This is a genomic window from Planococcus sp. TJ-302 (genome assembly GCF_058268455.1).
Genome location: NZ_JBZDOI010000001.1, coordinates 105,045 through 120,920, shown reverse-complemented (window position 1 = coordinate 120,920; position 15,876 = coordinate 105,045). Strand labels below are relative to the sequence as shown.

The following is a 15,876-nucleotide window of genomic DNA, read 5'->3' as shown; positions in this document are numbered from 1 at the left end:
AGATTAACTTGCTAAAGGCAAGTGGATGATAAACGTTGAGCCTTTGCCGACTTCACTATTGACTTCCACTTTGCCATGATGTGCTTCAATCAAATGTTTGACAATGGATAATCCCAGTCCGGTTCCGCCAGAATTTCGGCTTCGCGCACGGTCAACCCGGTAAAAACGTTCAAATAAACGGCTGAATTCAGCTTTTGCGATGCCGATTCCTTGGTCTTCTACTTCAATAATGGCTTCTTTGCCGCGTGAAAATAACCGTATGGTAATCACCGTTTGCTCCGGCGAATAAGTCATGGCATTGACCAATAAATTCATCATGACCTGGACAAGCCGATTCGGGTCTCCTTGTACAATAACGGGTTCGAGCTGGAGATTCAACTCGATCCTTTTGTCTTCCAGTTTTTTCTGCACCATTTCCCTCACTTGGTAAATGATCGCTTCCATATCGGTTGGAAGGGCGTCCACTTTAAAGCCGGACTGCTCTACCCGGGAAAGTTCCAACAGGTCTTCAATCAGCATTTCCAACCGATTGCTTTCTTTATGAATGATTTCCAAAAACGATTCACACGTGGCGGGATCTTTATAGGCCCCGTCCAAAAGCGTCTCAGAAAACCCTTTTATCGAAGTGACTGGCGTCCGCAATTCATGCGATACATTCGCCACGAAATCTTTCCGGATCTGCTCTAAACGCTTTAATTCTGTGATATCGTGCAACACAATGACAATGCCATGCCATTGCTCCTGTTCCCCGATCACCGGTGCACCATAGACGTCAATATGGCGGCTGCTCAGCCCTTGGGTGAAAGCAAGCTGTTCTCGTGCAGGTTTTTCCATCATAAAGACCCGCTCGATAAAATCCTGCAAACCTTGTGGAATTTGAACTTCTTTGTAGAATTTTTTGTCGACATCCATTTCCGTTAATTCGAATTCATACATGAACGATTTATTGACAAGCGACACTGCTCCTTGGCGGTCGATCATAATCAATGCACTGCCCATGTTTTCAATCAGCGTTTTCAGCCGTTCTTGTTCCATTTCCCGGACTGCAGTAATTTCCTGCAAGTTTCTTGCCAGTACATTGATGGTGGAGCTGAGTTCGACTGTACCGATGTTGCTGTATTCGTATGCACGCGCCTGATAATTTCCTTTGGCCAGCTCCAACGCGGTTTCTGTCACGTTTTCAATCGGCATAGCCTGGACCTTGATGATCTGGTAGCCAATAATAGCCGAAAAAATCATGGCCAGCGCAAAAATGAGCGCAAGCCAGATCCATAATTGCATTTGATTTCCGGATTCTGCGTAAATGGGAAAAAGCTGGCCAATGATGATCAACAGGCCAGCCAGCAATATACCGAGCCACAAAAGGATAGTCCTCAACAAGCGATGCTGAAATGACCTCATCCCGCTTTCGGCTCCTCAAATTTATAGCCCAGCCCCCGAATAGTCTTAATGAAGACCGGTTTGCGGCTGTTTTCCTCGATTTTTTCACGCAGGTGGCTGATGTGCACATCTACAATCCGTGTATCACCTGCAAAATCATATTTCCAGACAGCACTCAATAACTGGTCGCGTGTCAACACTCGGTTTTTGTTTTCCATCAAGTAGACAAGAAGTTCGAACTCTTTCGGAGTGAACTCAAGCTGTTTTTCATCTAGAAAAACCTCGAACCGATCTGGAAACACTTTTAAGCTGCCAAGCACCAAAGGCGCGGAAGTTTCCCCTTTTGGAGTCGGAGTAGTGACCGAACGCCGCAGCACCGCTTTGATGCGAGCCACAACTTCCCTTGGGCTGAATGGTTTTGTCATATAATCATCGGCTCCAAGTTCTAGCCCGAGCACTTTATCGAATTCATCATCTTTTGCGGTCAGCATAATGATGGGAATATTCACTTTCTCTTGGCGAAGAGCTTTGCACACTTCCACACCGTCCATTGATGGCAACATTAAATCAAGGACGATGAGCGATGGTTTTTCGCTTAACGCTAAATCGTAGCCTTGCTTCCCATCGTTCGCAACAATCGTTTCAAACCCGGCTTGCACCAGATTATAAGATAGGAGCGTAGCAATTGAATGTTCATCTTCGATAATCAGTATTTTATTCAGCATTTGACATCCTCCACATTCAGTTTGAAACCCCCATCTCAAACCGTTTAGAAATTATCCATTGCATGTGTGGCCAGCTGATTCAGCAACTGCGGCGGATTAACTTGCACCGTTCCTTCAACAACGGTGTTGCCGTTTTCATCAGTTGCTTCTACCCGTACGCTTACCAGGTTATTTTTTTCGTCAATCTCAACGATTTCCAGCAAAAAGTCGATCGTTGAATAATGGTATACCGGTTTGACAAATTTTAAACGCTGTTCAGTGATATACGAGCCTGGGCCCGGCAAGTATTTGGAGATTGCTGAAATGATAATGCCCGTCAGCATGATGTTCGGCACAACCGGTTTTTCAAATGCGGTCTGCGAAGCAAAATCGTGCTGGATATACAGCGGATTCCCGTCATTCGTCAACCCCAGATAAAGAAGGAGATCTTTGTCTTCAATCTTCTCTGTGAGTTTCAACTTTTCCCCGACATTCATATCCTCGATTTTTCGGCCTAATTTACGTTTCTTACCAAGCAACAATAAATTCCCCTCCTAAATCTTGCTACCCTTATAGTATCAAGTAATGGCTTGATAGCGCAAGCAGGTATAATAGCCCTGGCGGAGTACTATAAAAGTACAAATAATGATTATTATCCTTAGATGATTCGAGTTTCAAGTGAAAATATTGATTTAATCTTTTCATTTAGCTTCAGGCGGACGCGTTCCGCGGACCTGGCTTCAGTCTCCTCGTCGCTAGCGCTACTGCGGGGCCTTCAGCTCAGGCTTTGCCCGCAGGAGTCGCCGCCTTCCGCTTCATTCAAAGGTATTTCTTAATAGAGCGTTATTTCTTTTACTCAAGAACACGAAAGATACACTCTCTGTAGTTTCTTCCATGTTCTCCAGATATGAAGCAAAACAGCGGAGACGCCTGCGGGAAAGCGAGACAGCCGAGACCCCGCAAGGAGCGAAGCGACTGAGGAGGCTTGGCGCTCGCCCGCGGCAAGCGCAGCTGTTTTGCGGAATATCGAATTATAAGTTGAATATTTTTTTACATTTTTAAAAATAAAAACCGGACAGAAAAATTCCTGCCCGGTTCATAGCATTTACGCTAAGAGATCCATTACTACTTTCACAGACTCGGCTGATTTGTTCAGCAAAGCCCGCTCTTCCTCGTTCAAATCGATTTCGATGATTTTTTCGATGCCGCCTGCACCAAGAATGGTCGGCACGCCGAGGTAGATTCCATCCAAACCGTACTCGCCTTCCAAATAAGCGATGGACGGCAAAATGCGGCGTTGGTCTTTGATAATCGCTTCGGCCATTTCCACTAATGAGGCGGCTGGCGCATAGTAGGCAGAGCCGTTTCCAAGAAGGTTGACGATTTCTGCTCCGCCTTTGCGAGTGCGGTCAACGATTTCGTCAAGACGCTCTTTTGCGATGAGCGTTTCCAATGGTATGCCGCCAGCGTACGAATAGCGAACCAGCGGCACCATGTCGTCGCCGTGGCCGCCCAGGACGAATCCGGTAACGTCTGTGACCGAGACGTTGAGCTCTTCTGCAACAAATGTGCGGAACCGTGCAGAATCCAATACACCTGACTGGCCGATAACACGTTCTTTCGGCAACCCGGATGCTTTATAAACGGTATATGTCATCGCATCGACTGGATTCGTCAATACGAGGATGGAAGTGTCGGGAGAATATTTGACGATTTCTGCCGTGACGGACTTCATGACGTTCTGGTTCGTCTGCACAAGATCGTCCCGGCTCATGCCAGGTTTACGGGCGATGCCTGCAGTGATAATTACCAAATCGGAGTTTTTTGTATCCTCGTAATTCGAAGTTCCGGTTATACGCGCATCAAATCCTTGGACAGGCCCAGCTTCTGCCATATCAAGGGCTTTGCCTTTTGCCGGGTTTTCCATTTGTGGAATATCGACCAATACGACATCACCCAATTCTTTTTGCGCTAACAGAAATGCGGCGGTTGCGCCAGTGAAGCCTGAACCGATCACAGAAATCTTTTTACGTTTGAATGTCATAGAAACTCTCCTTTGAATTCGAATTTGGGTAAATAAAAAAAGAGGGGTTTCCCCCTCCATTCTTAAAGATTTTTAATTAATTCGTCAGCGAATGCAGAACATTTCACTTCGGTAGCGCCGTCCATAAGACGTGCAAAGTCATAAGTTACTACTTTAGAAGCGATAGTTTTCTCCATTGAAGCCATGATTAATTTAGCCGCTTCGGTCCAGCCCAAGTGCTCAAGCATCAAAACGCCTGACAAGATGACTGATGAAGGGTTTACTTTATCAAGACCAGCATATTTAGGAGCTGTACCGTGAGTAGCTTCGAAAATCGCATGTCCAGTCAAGTAGTTGATGTTTGCTCCAGGAGCAATACCGATTCCGCCTACTTGTGCAGCCAATGCGTCAGAGATGTAATCGCCGTTCAAGTTCATTGTTGCAACAACGTCGAACTCGCTTGGGCGTGTAAGGATCTGCTGAAGGAAGATATCAGCAATTGAATCTTTGACAAGGATTTTGCCAGAGTCAAGAGCTTCTTTTTGTGCTTTATCAGCAGCTTCAGTGCCTTGCTCGTCTTTGATCTTGTCGTATTGGTTCCATGTGAACACTTTATCGCCGAACTCTTGCTCAGCAACTTCGTAGCCCCATGTCTTGAAAGCTCCTTCAGTGAACTTCATGATGTTCCCTTTATGGACAAGCGTCAATGATTCGCGGCCTTCAGTGATTGCATAGTTGATCGCAGCGCGAACTAAGCGTTTTGTTCCTTCTTCTGAAATCGGTTTGATGCCGAGTCCTGAAGTTTCTGGGAAACGGATGTTTTTAACGCCCATTTCGTCAGTAAGGAAAGCAAGCAATTTCTTAACTTCATCAGAACCTTGAGCGTATTCGATGCCCGCATAGATATCTTCCGTGTTTTCGCGGAAAATGACCATATCCGTGTCTTCAGGGCGTTTAACCGGTGAAGGAACACCCTCGAAATAACGTACAGGGCGCAAGCATGTGTAAAGATCCAATTCTTGGCGCAAAGCAACGTTCAATGAACGGATACCGCCGCCGATTGGCGTAGTAAGAGGTCCTTTGATAGCGATCAAGTATTCGCGGATAACGTCAAGCGTCTCTTCTGGAAGCCATTCGCCAGTTTGGTCGAATGCTTTTTGTCCGGCAAGAACTTCTTTCCAGACGATTGATTTTTCACCGTTATAAGCTTTTGTTACAGCTTGCTCAAGAACGCGTGAAGCCGCATTCCAGATGTCCGGCCCAGTACCATCACCGATGATAAAAGGAATTACTGCATTATTAGGGACGTTTAAAACGCCGTTTTCTACTGTGATTTTTTCGCCTGTCATTTAAAATAGCCTCCTGTAGTCAAGTAATAGGGCGGCAAAAGTTGCCCGCCCTAAATTTAAGTGGTTTTACCGGCACATCGCTGATCGATATGCCCGTTGAACACGTATTGCTGTTTATCTTTCGTTTACTGGAACATATTTTTGCATTCCAGGCCCGATGTATTCAGCACGCGGACGGATTAGGCGGTTGTTTGAATATTGCTCCAAAATGTGGGCAAGCCAGCCTGAAGTACGTGATACTGCGAAAATCGGCGTGAACAAGTCATGCTCGATGTTTAAAGAATGGTAGACGGATGCCGAATAGAAGTCGACATTCGGCGGAAGATTTTTCTGGCCGCTGACGATTTCGTCAATCTTAATCGACATTTCGTACCATTTTTCTTCTCCGCGGATTTTCGTCAATTTCTGAGACATTTCACGCAAGTGTTTTGCACGTGGGTCGCCTTTGCGGTAAACGCGGTGGCCAAAGCCCATGATTTTTTCCTTGTTCGCCAATTTCTCATTGATGAAGGTTTCTACGTTATCCACTGAACCGATTTCAGTCAACATTTTCATCACCTGTTCGTTTGCTCCGCCATGCAATGGGCCTTTCAAAGCGCCGATAGCTGCAGTTACGCCCGAATAGACGTCTGAAAGAGTAGCGACTGCAACGCGAGCAGTAAATGTAGATGCGTTCAATTCGTGGTCAGCGTGAAGCACTAACGCTTTGTTGAATGCTTCTTCTTCGATGTCCGCTGGAACGTTTCCAGAAAGCATGTAAAGGAAGTTCGCCGCGAAACTCAAATCATTTTTCGGTGCAACCGGCTCTTGGCCGCTGCGAACGCGTGCGAAGGCAGTCACCAAAGTAGCAATCTTGGCCTGGATGCGGATCGCTTTGCGGTAGTTCGCTTCAGGGTTCATCACTTCAGCTTCTTCATCGAACAAGCCAAGCATCGATACGGCTGTACGCAATGCCGCCATCGGATGAACTTTTTTGATTTCGTATGTTTTAAAATGATCCAATACTGCCTGCGGCACTGACATATTATCAGCCAATTGCTGTTTTAGTTCAGTTAACTCATTCGCTTTCGGCAAGCGCTGGTGCCATAATAGATAAATCACTTCTTCAAAGCTGGCATTGTTTGCCAAATCATCGATATCGTAGCCAACGTATGTAAGAGTGTCATCAATAATTGAACTGATGGCTGATTGTGTAGCTACTACACCTTCTAAACCTTTTGACGATGTCATTAAAATCGCTCCTTTTACTGTATTTCACCATTCCAAAAAAAAACCCCGAATGATGGGTTATCCACTTTTTTCGAGCATGAATAAATTTCCTTACCTAGCCATTATAATCAACATTGTAGAATTTGTGAATGAAAACGCTTGTTTTTGTGAAACTTTTCTCAAAATAACGATAGGTTCACTCGGGATTATCTCACGATAACCCGAGTGCCACTCATCTTTTTCTGAATTATTTTGCCGGCAATCGGCTTGTAGATTTTTTGGGTTGGTTTGAACAGCAGCGATAGCCCGATTGCATCGGAGATGAATCCAGGAGTCAAAAGCAAAACGCCGCCGACCAGCACAAATGCCGCGTTAATTAGGTGTTCGCCTGGCGGCTGCAAGCGCCCCATGCTGTCCTGGATGTCTCTAAGTGCTTTTAATCCTTGTTTCTTAGCCAAAAAAGCACCCAACAACCCTGTCGCTATGATCAATCCAAGCGTCGGGAAGATTCCCATGGCGTCGCTCGCCCATAAAAGCAGCGTAAGTTCCAGTGTCGGGACGATGATTAAAGCCAAGAAAAACCATTTCATAACGATTTACCCTCCTTGCTGAACTTATAAAACACTAGCATGGCCGTCATAGATAATGCCTGTTTCTGCATCTATCGTGACGTCGTAATCGTTCTTGATTAATGATGTGGCACCTTCAACTCCGACAATGACCGGAATTCCCAGGCTCAAACCGACTACAGCTGCATGGCTTGTCAATCCGCCTTCTTCAGTAATCAGCCCTGCACATTTCTCTATGGCTGGCATCATATCGCGGTCTGAACCGATTGTTACTATAATTTTGCCGGTAGCGTCATAAGCCAGCGCTTCTTCTGAGTTTTTTACGACAAGTGTTCTGCCGAAAGCGCTCATTCTGCCAATGCCTTGGCCTTGCGCTATGCTATCGCCAATGAGATGAACTTTCATCAAATTGGTCGTGCCTGCTTGCCCAACCGGAACGCCTGCAGTAATAACAACCAAGTCGCCATGTTTTACAAAATGATGGCGCAAGCTTTCATCCACTGCATTTTCAAGAACTTCATCGGTCGATTTTACTTCTTTGCCGACAATTGGCTGAACGCCCCAGACAAGTGTAAGTTTGCGTGACGGACGGTCAGATGAAGTCACAGCAATGATCGGCACACCTGGACGGTATTTTGAAATCATCTTCGCCGTATGGCCGCTTTCTGTTGGAGCAATAATCGCTTTCACTTTTAAGTTCAGTGCGGTATAGGCTACTGCCTGGCCGATTGCTTCCGTCATATTGGGCTCTTTTTCCTTGCGGCGGTTATCGACTAGCTGTTTGTAATTCAACGCTGCTTCCGTTGTCACCGCAATACGGTGCATCGTTTCAACAGATTCAACCGGATAAATTCCAGCAGCTGTTTCGCCTGACAACATGATTGCATCAGTTCCGTCAAAGATGGCGTTAGCAACATCGCTTGCTTCTGCTCTTGTCGGACGCGGGTTGCGCTGCATGGAATCGAGCATTTGCGTAGCCGTGATAACCGGCTTGCCTGCACTATTGCATTTTTCAATTAAAGATTTTTGGACAAGCGGCACTTCTTCTGCTGGAATCTCTACGCCGAGATCCCCTCGCGCAACCATCAGGCCGTCAGATACAACAAGGATTTCATCGATGTTGTCGACGCCTTCCTGATTCTCGATTTTCGGTATGATTTGGATATGCGAACCGTTGTTATTTTCCAAATGGCCACGGATTTCCATAACATCAGATGCTCTGCGGACAAACGAAGCCGCTACAAAATCCACGTTTTGTTCAATTCCGAAAAGGATATCCTGGGCATCTTTTTCAGTCATGCCTGGCAATTGAACAGAAACGCCAGGTACGTTTACGCCTTTTTTCGTTTTTAATGTTCCTGCATTTTCGACAACTGTATGAAGCAGTCCTTTTTCCTTATCAATGCCAGTAACATGCAATTCGATTAATCCGTCATCAAGCAAGATGACCGATCCGACATGCACATCATCGATCAATTGGCCGTAGCTGATTGAGAACATTTCCTTGGTTCCCAACACTTCAGTCATAGAGATGGCGATGTTTTGTCCGGTCTCCAAATCGATTGAGTCATTTTCCATTTGGTGGGTACGGATTTCTGGGCCTTTCGTATCGAGCAGAATGCCGACGATTTTCCCTGTTTTTGCTGCCGCTTCACGGATTCGTTTGATGCGTAGTGCGTGTTCTTCGTGATTGCCATGGGAAAAATTCAAGCGGGCCACATTCATTCCCGCATTGATTAGTTCTTCTAGAAGCTCCGGTGTTTCACTTGCCGGCCCAATTGTACAGACGATTTTCGTTTTTCTCAATGTGCTCACTCCAATATGCTTTTAAATTGATAGTTCTTTAGATAATTTATACAGGCTCATATCCGCTTTGCGTTTCTGCTTGAATGCTTCTTCCATATCATAGTCGACAACTTGGTTGTTGACCATGCCAATCGCTTGTCCACCTTCACCTTTTAGCAATGCTTCCACTGCCCGTGCGCCGAACAAACTGCCAAGCACCCGGTCACGCGCGGTTGGTGAACCGCCCCGCTGGATATGCCCAAGTACAGAGATGCGCGTCTCAGTATCCGATTTCTCCGCAAGCAGGCTTGCCAGATCTTGTGCGCTCATGACACCTTCAGCTACGATGATGATACTGTGCTTCTTGCCGCGCTTCTTCCCTTTTTCCAACCTGTCAATCATATCATCCAAGTCAAAATCTTGTTCCGGTATCAGGATGGTTTCTGCTCCACCGGCAAGCCCTGCCCATAAAGCGAGGTCCCCTGCATCGCGGCCCATTACTTCTATTATAAATGTCCGTTCATGGCTCGTGGCAGTATCGCGGATTTTATCAATCGCTTCAATTACCGTATTCAATGCTGTATCAAAACCGATTGTGTAATCCGTGCCCGGAATGTCGTTATCGATCGTTCCTGGAACTCCTACTGCCGGAATCCCTTTTTTCGTAAGTGCCATAGCGCCCCGGTAAGAACCGTCGCCGCCGATGACCACTAGCCCCTCAAGGCCGTGTTCTTTCATATGGGCAATCGCTTTTTCCTGCCCCGCGTCCGTGATAAATTCCGGACATCTTGCAGAATACAAAGCTGTCCCGCCGCGTTGTATGATATCGCCGACGTCTCCGGCTTCAAGTTTGGAGATTCTGCCATCGATCAATCCTTGATAGCCGCTGTAGACTCCGTAAACTTCAATTCCTTCATAAATACCTTTACGCACGACAGCCCTTACTGCAGCATTCATGCCTGGGGAATCTCCCCCGCTAGTTAAAACGCCGATCTTTTTCATGCAAATCCCTCCTGCCAATCCATTTACTCATTTCACCTTACCACGCTAGCACCTGACTGTCAGTCTTGAAAACCCTATTGTTCTGTTAATTTTTCGTTATTTTACCATTAAAACTCTGCTATCTGAAAAGTTGGCAATCCCTCTTGACTGCTGAAACGAAAAAAACCGCCGAAGCGGTCCTTTATTCACTAAAAACGCCTATTGATTTGAATTTTGCATAACGCTGGTTGATCAATTCTTCAGCGTTCAGTTTATTCAGCTCAGCAAGCGATTCTTTAATCGCTTCAGCCATGAATGCAGCTTGTTTCTGAGAATTATGGTGCGCGCCTCCGCGCACTTCTGGAATCATGCGCTCGATAATGCCCATTTCAAGCAAATCGGGTGCGGTGATTTTCATCGCCTCAGCCGCTGTCTGCGCAAGCGCAGAATCTTTCCAAAGTATCGATGCAGCACCTTCCGGCGAAATGACCGAGAAGGTTGAATTCTCCAGCATCAAAATATGGTTTCCGACACCCAGCGCAAGCGCGCCGCCGCTGCCGCCTTCGCCGATGACGATCGACAAGACAGGTACTTCAAGGCCAGCCATTTCGACAAGGTTGCGTGCAATTGCTTCACTTTGCCCGCGTTCTTCAGCCGCTTTGCCCGGATAGGCACCTTTCGTATCGATCAGGCAAATGATCGGTCGTTTAAACTTCTCAGCTTGCTTCATCAGGCGGAGGGCTTTGCGATAACCTTCCGGATGGGGCATGCCGAAATTGCGGCGGATATTTTCTTTTGTACTTTTTCCGCGCTGATGGCCGATCACCGTAACAGGCTGCCCTTCAAAAGAAGCGATGCCGCCGACAATGGCCTCGTCATCGCCGTATAAACGGTCGCCGTGGAATTCAATAAACTCTTCAAAAATTAGCGGGATATAATCCAAAGTTGTTGGACGCTCTGGATGCCGCGCCACTTGGACACGATCCCAAGGCTTCATGTTTTCGTAAATGTCATTCTCCAGCTTTGATAAACGATCTTCGAGGCTTTTAATTTCCGAACTCAAATCCACATCCGCCGTAGCGGAATACTCTTTCAACTCATTGATTTTTTTATGCAATTGAATCAATGGTTCTTCGAAGCCCATCGATTTTGGCGCACCTTTTTTTGACAATTTATGCTTGGGCATTGTGTTCAGCCCCTTTCGCGTGAAGTTTAACGATCGCCGTTAAGGTTTCTTTCATTTTCCCACGGTGGACGACGGCATCTAATTGACCATGGTCCAACAGGAACTCGGCTGTCTGGAAATCTTCCGGAAGTTTTTCGCGCACGGTTTGTTCAATGACCCGGCGGCCCGCAAAGCCAATGAGCGCTTTCGGTTCCGCGATATTGATATCGCCAACCGATGCAAAACTGGCCGAGACGCCGCCAGTTGTCGGATGCGTCAAAATGGAAACGAATAAGAGCCCGGCATTGCTATGGCGCTTTAATGCAACGCTTGTCTTCGCCATTTGCATAAGCGACAAGACACCTTCTTGCATGCGTGCACCGCCGCTCGCTGTAAAAATCAAAAACGGAATCCCGCGGCTAGTTGCCGCTTCGATGGCACGGGTGATTTTTTCTCCAACAACAGAGCCCATCGAACCCATGCGGAAATGCGAATCCATGACAGCAATAGAAATTTCATGGCTGCCAATTTTGCCGATTCCAGTCAACACAGCTTCGTTCAAGCCGGTCTTTTCACTATCGGACTTAATTTTTTCTGCGTAGCCGGGAAAGCCGAGCGGATTCTCGGATTTCAAATGGTCATCCATCGAGTGGAAAGATCCCTCATCCAACAAGCTGTCAATCCGTTCGTAGGCAGTCATTTTAAAATGATGGTCGCATTTCGGGCAAACTTTCAATAATTTTGTCAAATCTTTCGTCAAGGTGATTTCTTTGCATTCCGGGCACTTCGTCATCAGCCCTTCCGGCACATCCTTGGATTTCTTTGAAGGGATCGTTGCTTCTCTATCTTCTTTATTGCGTTTAAACATTTCACGAATTATCGCCATTTAGCATTCTCCTTTTTTCTATCCATTCGCTCCAGGTTTTAAAAGCGTGGATCGCCTTCTCTTCTTGCTGTTCTTCAAGTGCATCCAATATCGGAAGCATAAATTCCTTTTCGTCTTCGGCCACTTCGTGGGAATATGGGCTGCCGCTGTATTGATGCAGCAAAAACCATATTTTCAACGACAAGCGGTTGCCGGACAAGACCATCAATTCACGTACAAAATCGGTCCGTTGGAAACTTTCGCCTTCGAGCCTTTTCTTAAAGCTGTCCCAAATACGCAGCTCCGCCAACGCTTTGTTTTGGCAGATAGACTGTATTGCCGAAATTTCGTGCAACAACCTTGTCTCCCAGACATCTTCCCGGGATTGGTTGTCCTGCAATATGAAAGTGGATAAAACCTCCACTAGTTTGTGATTGCGATGGTCGGACAGGAACGTTCCTTCTCCCCTGCGTGTTTCGATGAGCCCTAATAATTCAAGGCTTCGCAGCGCTTCCCTGAGCGTCGATCTACCGACTTGAAGTTTTTCAGCCAATTCCCTTTCAGATGGAATGCGGTCGCCCGGCCTGATTTTCTCATGCCGAATCATGTCTCGGATTTCTTTGACAATGTCTAAATATCGCTTTGATTGATTCATGGTCGCCCCTATTTCCCATTAATTTGAAAGTGGTCTGGCCACTCATATTGTTTAGAATACAAAACTTTTTGCCATACGTAAAGAAAAAACTGCCTTTCTTGGAAGAAAGGCAGTCAGCTGTGGATCGTTTTGCATATAATAGTTGTTTTTTGGTTGCGATTTTCAATGGTGCCGTGCACTTCCAAAATGGCGTTCATTTCGAGCAATGCGTTGAACTTGGCGTATTCAGCCGGAAATAACGTAACAGATGCAGGCCCGGTATCGTCCTGCAATGTGACGAACCCCATTGCGTCCCCTTTTTTTGTACGAATCCGCTTGACATCCTCCACCATTCCGAGCACAAGAACGGGTTCGCGGTCTTTGCAGTTTTTTAATTCCGCTAAATCAGCAAAAGATTTTTGCCGCTGTTCTTTTTCCCGCGCAATCGGATGCGTCGACAAATAAAAGCCTAGAACTTCTTTTTCAAAATCGAGTTTCAAGTTTTCCGGCATCGGCGAAGCTTTAGCGTATTTCGGCTTCATGAAGCTTGACCCCATATCGTCAAAAAGCCCAGGTTCCTCGTTCGGCTTAACTAGTTCAGCGTGTTTCACAGCACTGTCGAGCGACGCCAGAAGAACTCCTCTATCCAGTCCAAAACCATCCAAAGTGCCCGCTTTTATCAGCGGTTCAAACGCTTTTCTAGTAAAATGCACGGCAGAAATGCGTTCTGCAATATTGAACATGCTGGTGAATGGACCTTCTTTGCGCGCATTCAGCAATGTTTTGATGGCACTGCCTGGCACGCTTTTCACCGAATTCAGCCCGATCCGGATCCCTCCATCATCCACTGAAAACGAGTAGCTGCTTTCTTGGATTGATGGTGGAAGAACCGGGATATTGCGCCCTTTTATCTCCTGCAGCAACTGCTGAATCTTTTCGTTATTGCCTGCACTGTTCGCCAGCATTGCCGCATAAAACGGAAGGGCGTAATGCGTTTTCATAAATGCCAGTTGATAAGAAATCATGCTATAGGCGACTGCGTGGCTTTTCGGGAATCCATAATCCGCAAAACGGACGATCAAATCGTAGACTTCAGTCGCTGCATCAGCAGGAAAGCCTTTTGCAGCTGCGCCTTTTGTAAAGTTCAAACGCTGCTCATCGAGAATTTCACGTTTCTTTTTGCTGACTGCCCTCCGAAGCAGGTCGGCTTCTCCTAGCGAAAATCCTGCCATCTGGGCAGCAATCTGCATAATTTGCTCCTGGTAGACAATAACTCCGTAAGTTTCTGCGAGAATCGGCTCCAGTATTGGATGGGCGTAAGCCACGGTTTCCTGTTTGTGCTTGCGGCGAGCATATAACGGAATAAATTCCATCGGACCTGGCCGGAACAATGCGTTGACCGCTACGATATCGCCGAAAGCCGTCGGTTTGACTTGCTGCAGCGAGCGTCTCATCCCATCGCTTTCAAGCTGGAATATGCCCGTCGTGTCGCCTTTTGCAAGCAGGGCATAGGTGGCATCGTCTTGGAGCGGAATTTTGCGGTAATCGATCCATTTTCCACTTTGGCGATGCAGCAGCCGGCGTATTTGTTCGAGAATCGTCAAGTTCCGCAGCCCTAGAAAATCCATTTTCAGCAGCCCGATTTGTTCCAGCTCTCCCATTGGCCATTGGGTGATATAGATGTCTTCACTGCCTTTTTCAATCGGTACAAGATCGACAAGCGGAGCCGGGCTTAATATTACGCCTGCAGCATGCGTCGAGGCATGCCGAGGCAGCCCCTCTAATTTCAATGCTGTTTTGAACCATGTTTTTCGTTCATCTTTGGAAGTGACCCAATCGCTGAATTTGGGGGATTCTTTTAATGCTGACCTTAGAGTCGTCCCCAGACGGTTCGGAATCATCTTGGAAATTGCCTCCAGCTCTTCCGCCTCGAAGCCGAAAACCCTAGCGGTATCGCGTGCGACCGCTTTTGCAGATAAGGTTCCGAACGTAATGATCTGAGCGGTTTTATCTTTGCCATATTTTCGTGCGACATATTCCACAACTTCATGGCGCCGATGGTCAGCGAAATCGATATCAATATCCGGCAGCGTCACGCGTTCCGGATTTAAGAAACGTTCAAATAACAACCCATGTTCTAGTGGATCAACGTCTGTAATGCGCAAAGAAAAAGCAACAAGTGAACTGGCAGAAGAGCCCCTGCCCGGCCCTGTCAGAATTTCTTGATCACGGGCAAACTTCATAAAGTCGGCGACAATCAAAAAGTAATCGATAAAGCCCATTTGGCTTATGACCCCTAATTCATACGACAGCCGCTGTGAATAGTCCGCAGTTGTTCCAGGCAGCCGCTCCTCAAGGCCAGTCTTGCAAAGTTCTTCTATGTAACGCAAACGGTCCGTCCCTTCCGGAAGCGGGAACAGCGGCAGCAATTGCCTGTTCAGAGCAATCGTCACTTTGCAGCCCGCCATCAACGCAGCTGCTTCAGTGATCCATTCCGGACGGTCTGAGAACCAGCCAGCAAATTCTTGTGTTGATGGCACATATGCTTTTACGTGCCCAGGCTTTTTGCGTTCCGGGTCATTCATTTTCAAACCTTGACCGATTGCTGAAGCTACTTCAAAAGCAAATGCATCCTCTTCGCGCAAGTAGCGGCATTCTTGTGTGGAGAAGATTGCAATCCCGATTTCGGTGCATTGCGCCACAAATCCTTCTTCGTATTCCGTCCGTTCCCCTCCCGGGCGGCTAACACTCGCGAAGCACTCCGCACCAAATACTGACTGCAAATAACGGAACGCTTTACTCCGGTCTGTCAGCGTCCATTGGATGGAATTCGGAATTACACAGACCAGCCCGTCTTTGTAAGCTTTGAGCCATTGCTCTGGAATTGAATTTTTATCGCGGGTCGACAACGCGCTCGTTATTTTCAATAAATTTTGGTAGCCTGCATTGGACCGGGCATACAGCACCACTGGATATTCCTGCCCATCGAATTCAATAAACGCCGAAAGGCCGGCCACCGCATGGATGCCTGCCTTTTTGCACGCTTCCCAAAAGGGCAGTATGCCGTATAATTTCGTATTGACGATGGCAGCCGCGACGGCCCCTTGCTGTTTCAGGAAAGGGAATAGTTCGTCAAGGCGCACCGTGCTTTTCAGCAGATCAGCCGAAGTGCTTATATGCGGGTAGACCATTGACAACACAATCCCTCCTTT

13 protein-coding genes are annotated in these 15,876 nt (G+C 46.9%); all 13 read right to left on the bottom strand.

Features of this window, described 5'->3' with window-relative positions; translation table 11 throughout:
- Positions 1–3: 3 nt before the first annotated feature.
- Positions 4–1,401 carry a two-component system histidine kinase PnpS gene (pnpS, locus tag AC4EHB_RS00680; RefSeq protein WP_490973681.1) on the bottom strand — a complete coding sequence of 466 codons (1,398 nt, stop codon included), beginning with the start codon at positions 1,399–1,401 and terminating at the stop codon, positions 4–6.
- Entirely contained in the window at positions 1,398–2,105 is a 708-nt protein-coding gene (locus AC4EHB_RS00675; RefSeq protein ID WP_490973680.1) for a response regulator transcription factor, read from the bottom strand. Before AC4EHB_RS00675 ends, pnpS begins: the two co-directional genes overlap by 4 nt.
- A 44-nt stretch (positions 2,106–2,149) precedes the next feature.
- Positions 2,150–2,626 (bottom strand): MaoC/PaaZ C-terminal domain-containing protein, encoded by a 477-nt coding sequence (locus AC4EHB_RS00670; RefSeq protein WP_490973679.1) that lies wholly within the window; start codon positions 2,624–2,626, stop codon positions 2,150–2,152.
- A gap of 563 nt (positions 2,627–3,189) precedes the next feature.
- Positions 3,190–4,128: a malate dehydrogenase gene (mdh, locus tag AC4EHB_RS00665; RefSeq protein WP_490980414.1), complete on the bottom strand. Its 939-nt coding sequence runs from the start codon at positions 4,126–4,128 to the stop codon at positions 3,190–3,192.
- Between the two features lie 62 nt (positions 4,129–4,190).
- A complete protein-coding gene (gene icd / locus AC4EHB_RS00660) occupies positions 4,191–5,456 on the bottom strand; it encodes an NADP-dependent isocitrate dehydrogenase (protein ID WP_490973677.1) in 1,266 nt (421 codons plus the stop codon).
- A 114-nt stretch (positions 5,457–5,570) separates the two neighbouring features.
- Positions 5,571–6,686 carry a citrate synthase gene (gene citZ / locus AC4EHB_RS00655; RefSeq protein WP_490980413.1) on the bottom strand — a complete coding sequence of 372 codons (1,116 nt, stop codon included), beginning with the start codon at positions 6,684–6,686 and terminating at the stop codon, positions 5,571–5,573.
- 185 nt (positions 6,687–6,871) lie between these two features.
- On the bottom strand, positions 6,872–7,255 hold the full coding sequence (locus AC4EHB_RS00650) for an FxsA family protein (RefSeq protein WP_490980412.1): 384 nt from the start codon (positions 7,253–7,255) through the stop codon (positions 6,872–6,874).
- Positions 7,256–7,279: 24 nt separating this feature from the next.
- Positions 7,280–9,040: a pyruvate kinase gene (gene pyk / locus AC4EHB_RS00645; RefSeq protein ID WP_490973674.1), complete on the bottom strand. Its 1,761-nt coding sequence runs from the start codon at positions 9,038–9,040 to the stop codon at positions 7,280–7,282.
- A gap of 21 nt (positions 9,041–9,061) precedes the next feature.
- On the bottom strand, positions 9,062–10,021 hold the full coding sequence (pfkA, locus tag AC4EHB_RS00640; RefSeq protein WP_490973673.1) for a 6-phosphofructokinase: 960 nt from the start codon (positions 10,019–10,021) through the stop codon (positions 9,062–9,064).
- 181 nt (positions 10,022–10,202) lie between these two features.
- On the bottom strand, positions 10,203–11,186 hold the full coding sequence (gene accA / locus AC4EHB_RS00635; RefSeq protein ID WP_490980411.1) for an acetyl-CoA carboxylase carboxyl transferase subunit alpha: 984 nt from the start codon (positions 11,184–11,186) through the stop codon (positions 10,203–10,205).
- Entirely contained in the window at positions 11,173–12,051 is an 879-nt protein-coding gene (gene accD, locus AC4EHB_RS00630; RefSeq protein WP_490973671.1) for an acetyl-CoA carboxylase, carboxyltransferase subunit beta, read from the bottom strand. Before accD ends, accA begins: the two co-directional genes overlap by 14 nt.
- The gene (locus tag AC4EHB_RS00625) at positions 12,035–12,685 is read right to left on the bottom strand and encodes a FadR/GntR family transcriptional regulator (RefSeq protein ID WP_490973670.1); all 651 of its coding nucleotides are present in this window, start codon (positions 12,683–12,685) and stop codon (positions 12,035–12,037) included. The genes accD and AC4EHB_RS00625 overlap by 17 nt, the downstream gene beginning before the upstream one ends.
- Before the next feature lie 113 nt (positions 12,686–12,798).
- Complete coding sequence (gene dnaE, locus AC4EHB_RS00620; protein ID WP_490981475.1) at positions 12,799–15,855, bottom strand: DNA polymerase III subunit alpha; 3,057 nt, start codon at positions 15,853–15,855, stop codon at positions 12,799–12,801.
- Positions 15,856–15,876: the final 21 nt, after the last annotated feature.

Coding starts and splice junctions, on each gene's coding strand:
- accD (WP_490973671.1), bottom strand. CDS start 12,051: ATGGCGATAATTCGTGAAATGTTTAAACGCAATAAAGAAGATAGAGAA.
- AC4EHB_RS00625 (WP_490973670.1), bottom strand. CDS start 12,685: ATGAATCAATCAAAGCGATATTTAGACATTGTCAAAGAAATCCGAGAC.
- pnpS (WP_490973681.1), bottom strand. CDS start 1,401: ATGAGGTCATTTCAGCATCGCTTGTTGAGGACTATCCTTTTGTGGCTC.
- mdh (WP_490980414.1), bottom strand. CDS start 4,128: ATGACATTCAAACGTAAAAAGATTTCTGTGATCGGTTCAGGCTTCACT.
- AC4EHB_RS00675 (WP_490973680.1), bottom strand. CDS start 2,105: ATGCTGAATAAAATACTGATTATCGAAGATGAACATTCAATTGCTACG.
- icd (WP_490973677.1), bottom strand. CDS start 5,456: ATGACAGGCGAAAAAATCACAGTAGAAAACGGCGTTTTAAACGTCCCT.
- pfkA (WP_490973673.1), bottom strand. CDS start 10,021: ATGAAAAAGATCGGCGTTTTAACTAGCGGGGGAGATTCCCCAGGCATG.
- dnaE (WP_490981475.1), bottom strand. CDS start 15,855: ATGGTCTACCCGCATATAAGCACTTCGGCTGATCTGCTGAAAAGCACG.
- accA (WP_490980411.1), bottom strand. CDS start 11,186: ATGCCCAAGCATAAATTGTCAAAAAAAGGTGCGCCAAAATCGATGGGC.
- AC4EHB_RS00650 (WP_490980412.1), bottom strand. CDS start 7,255: ATGAAATGGTTTTTCTTGGCTTTAATCATCGTCCCGACACTGGAACTT.
- citZ (WP_490980413.1), bottom strand. CDS start 6,686: ATGACATCGTCAAAAGGTTTAGAAGGTGTAGTAGCTACACAATCAGCC.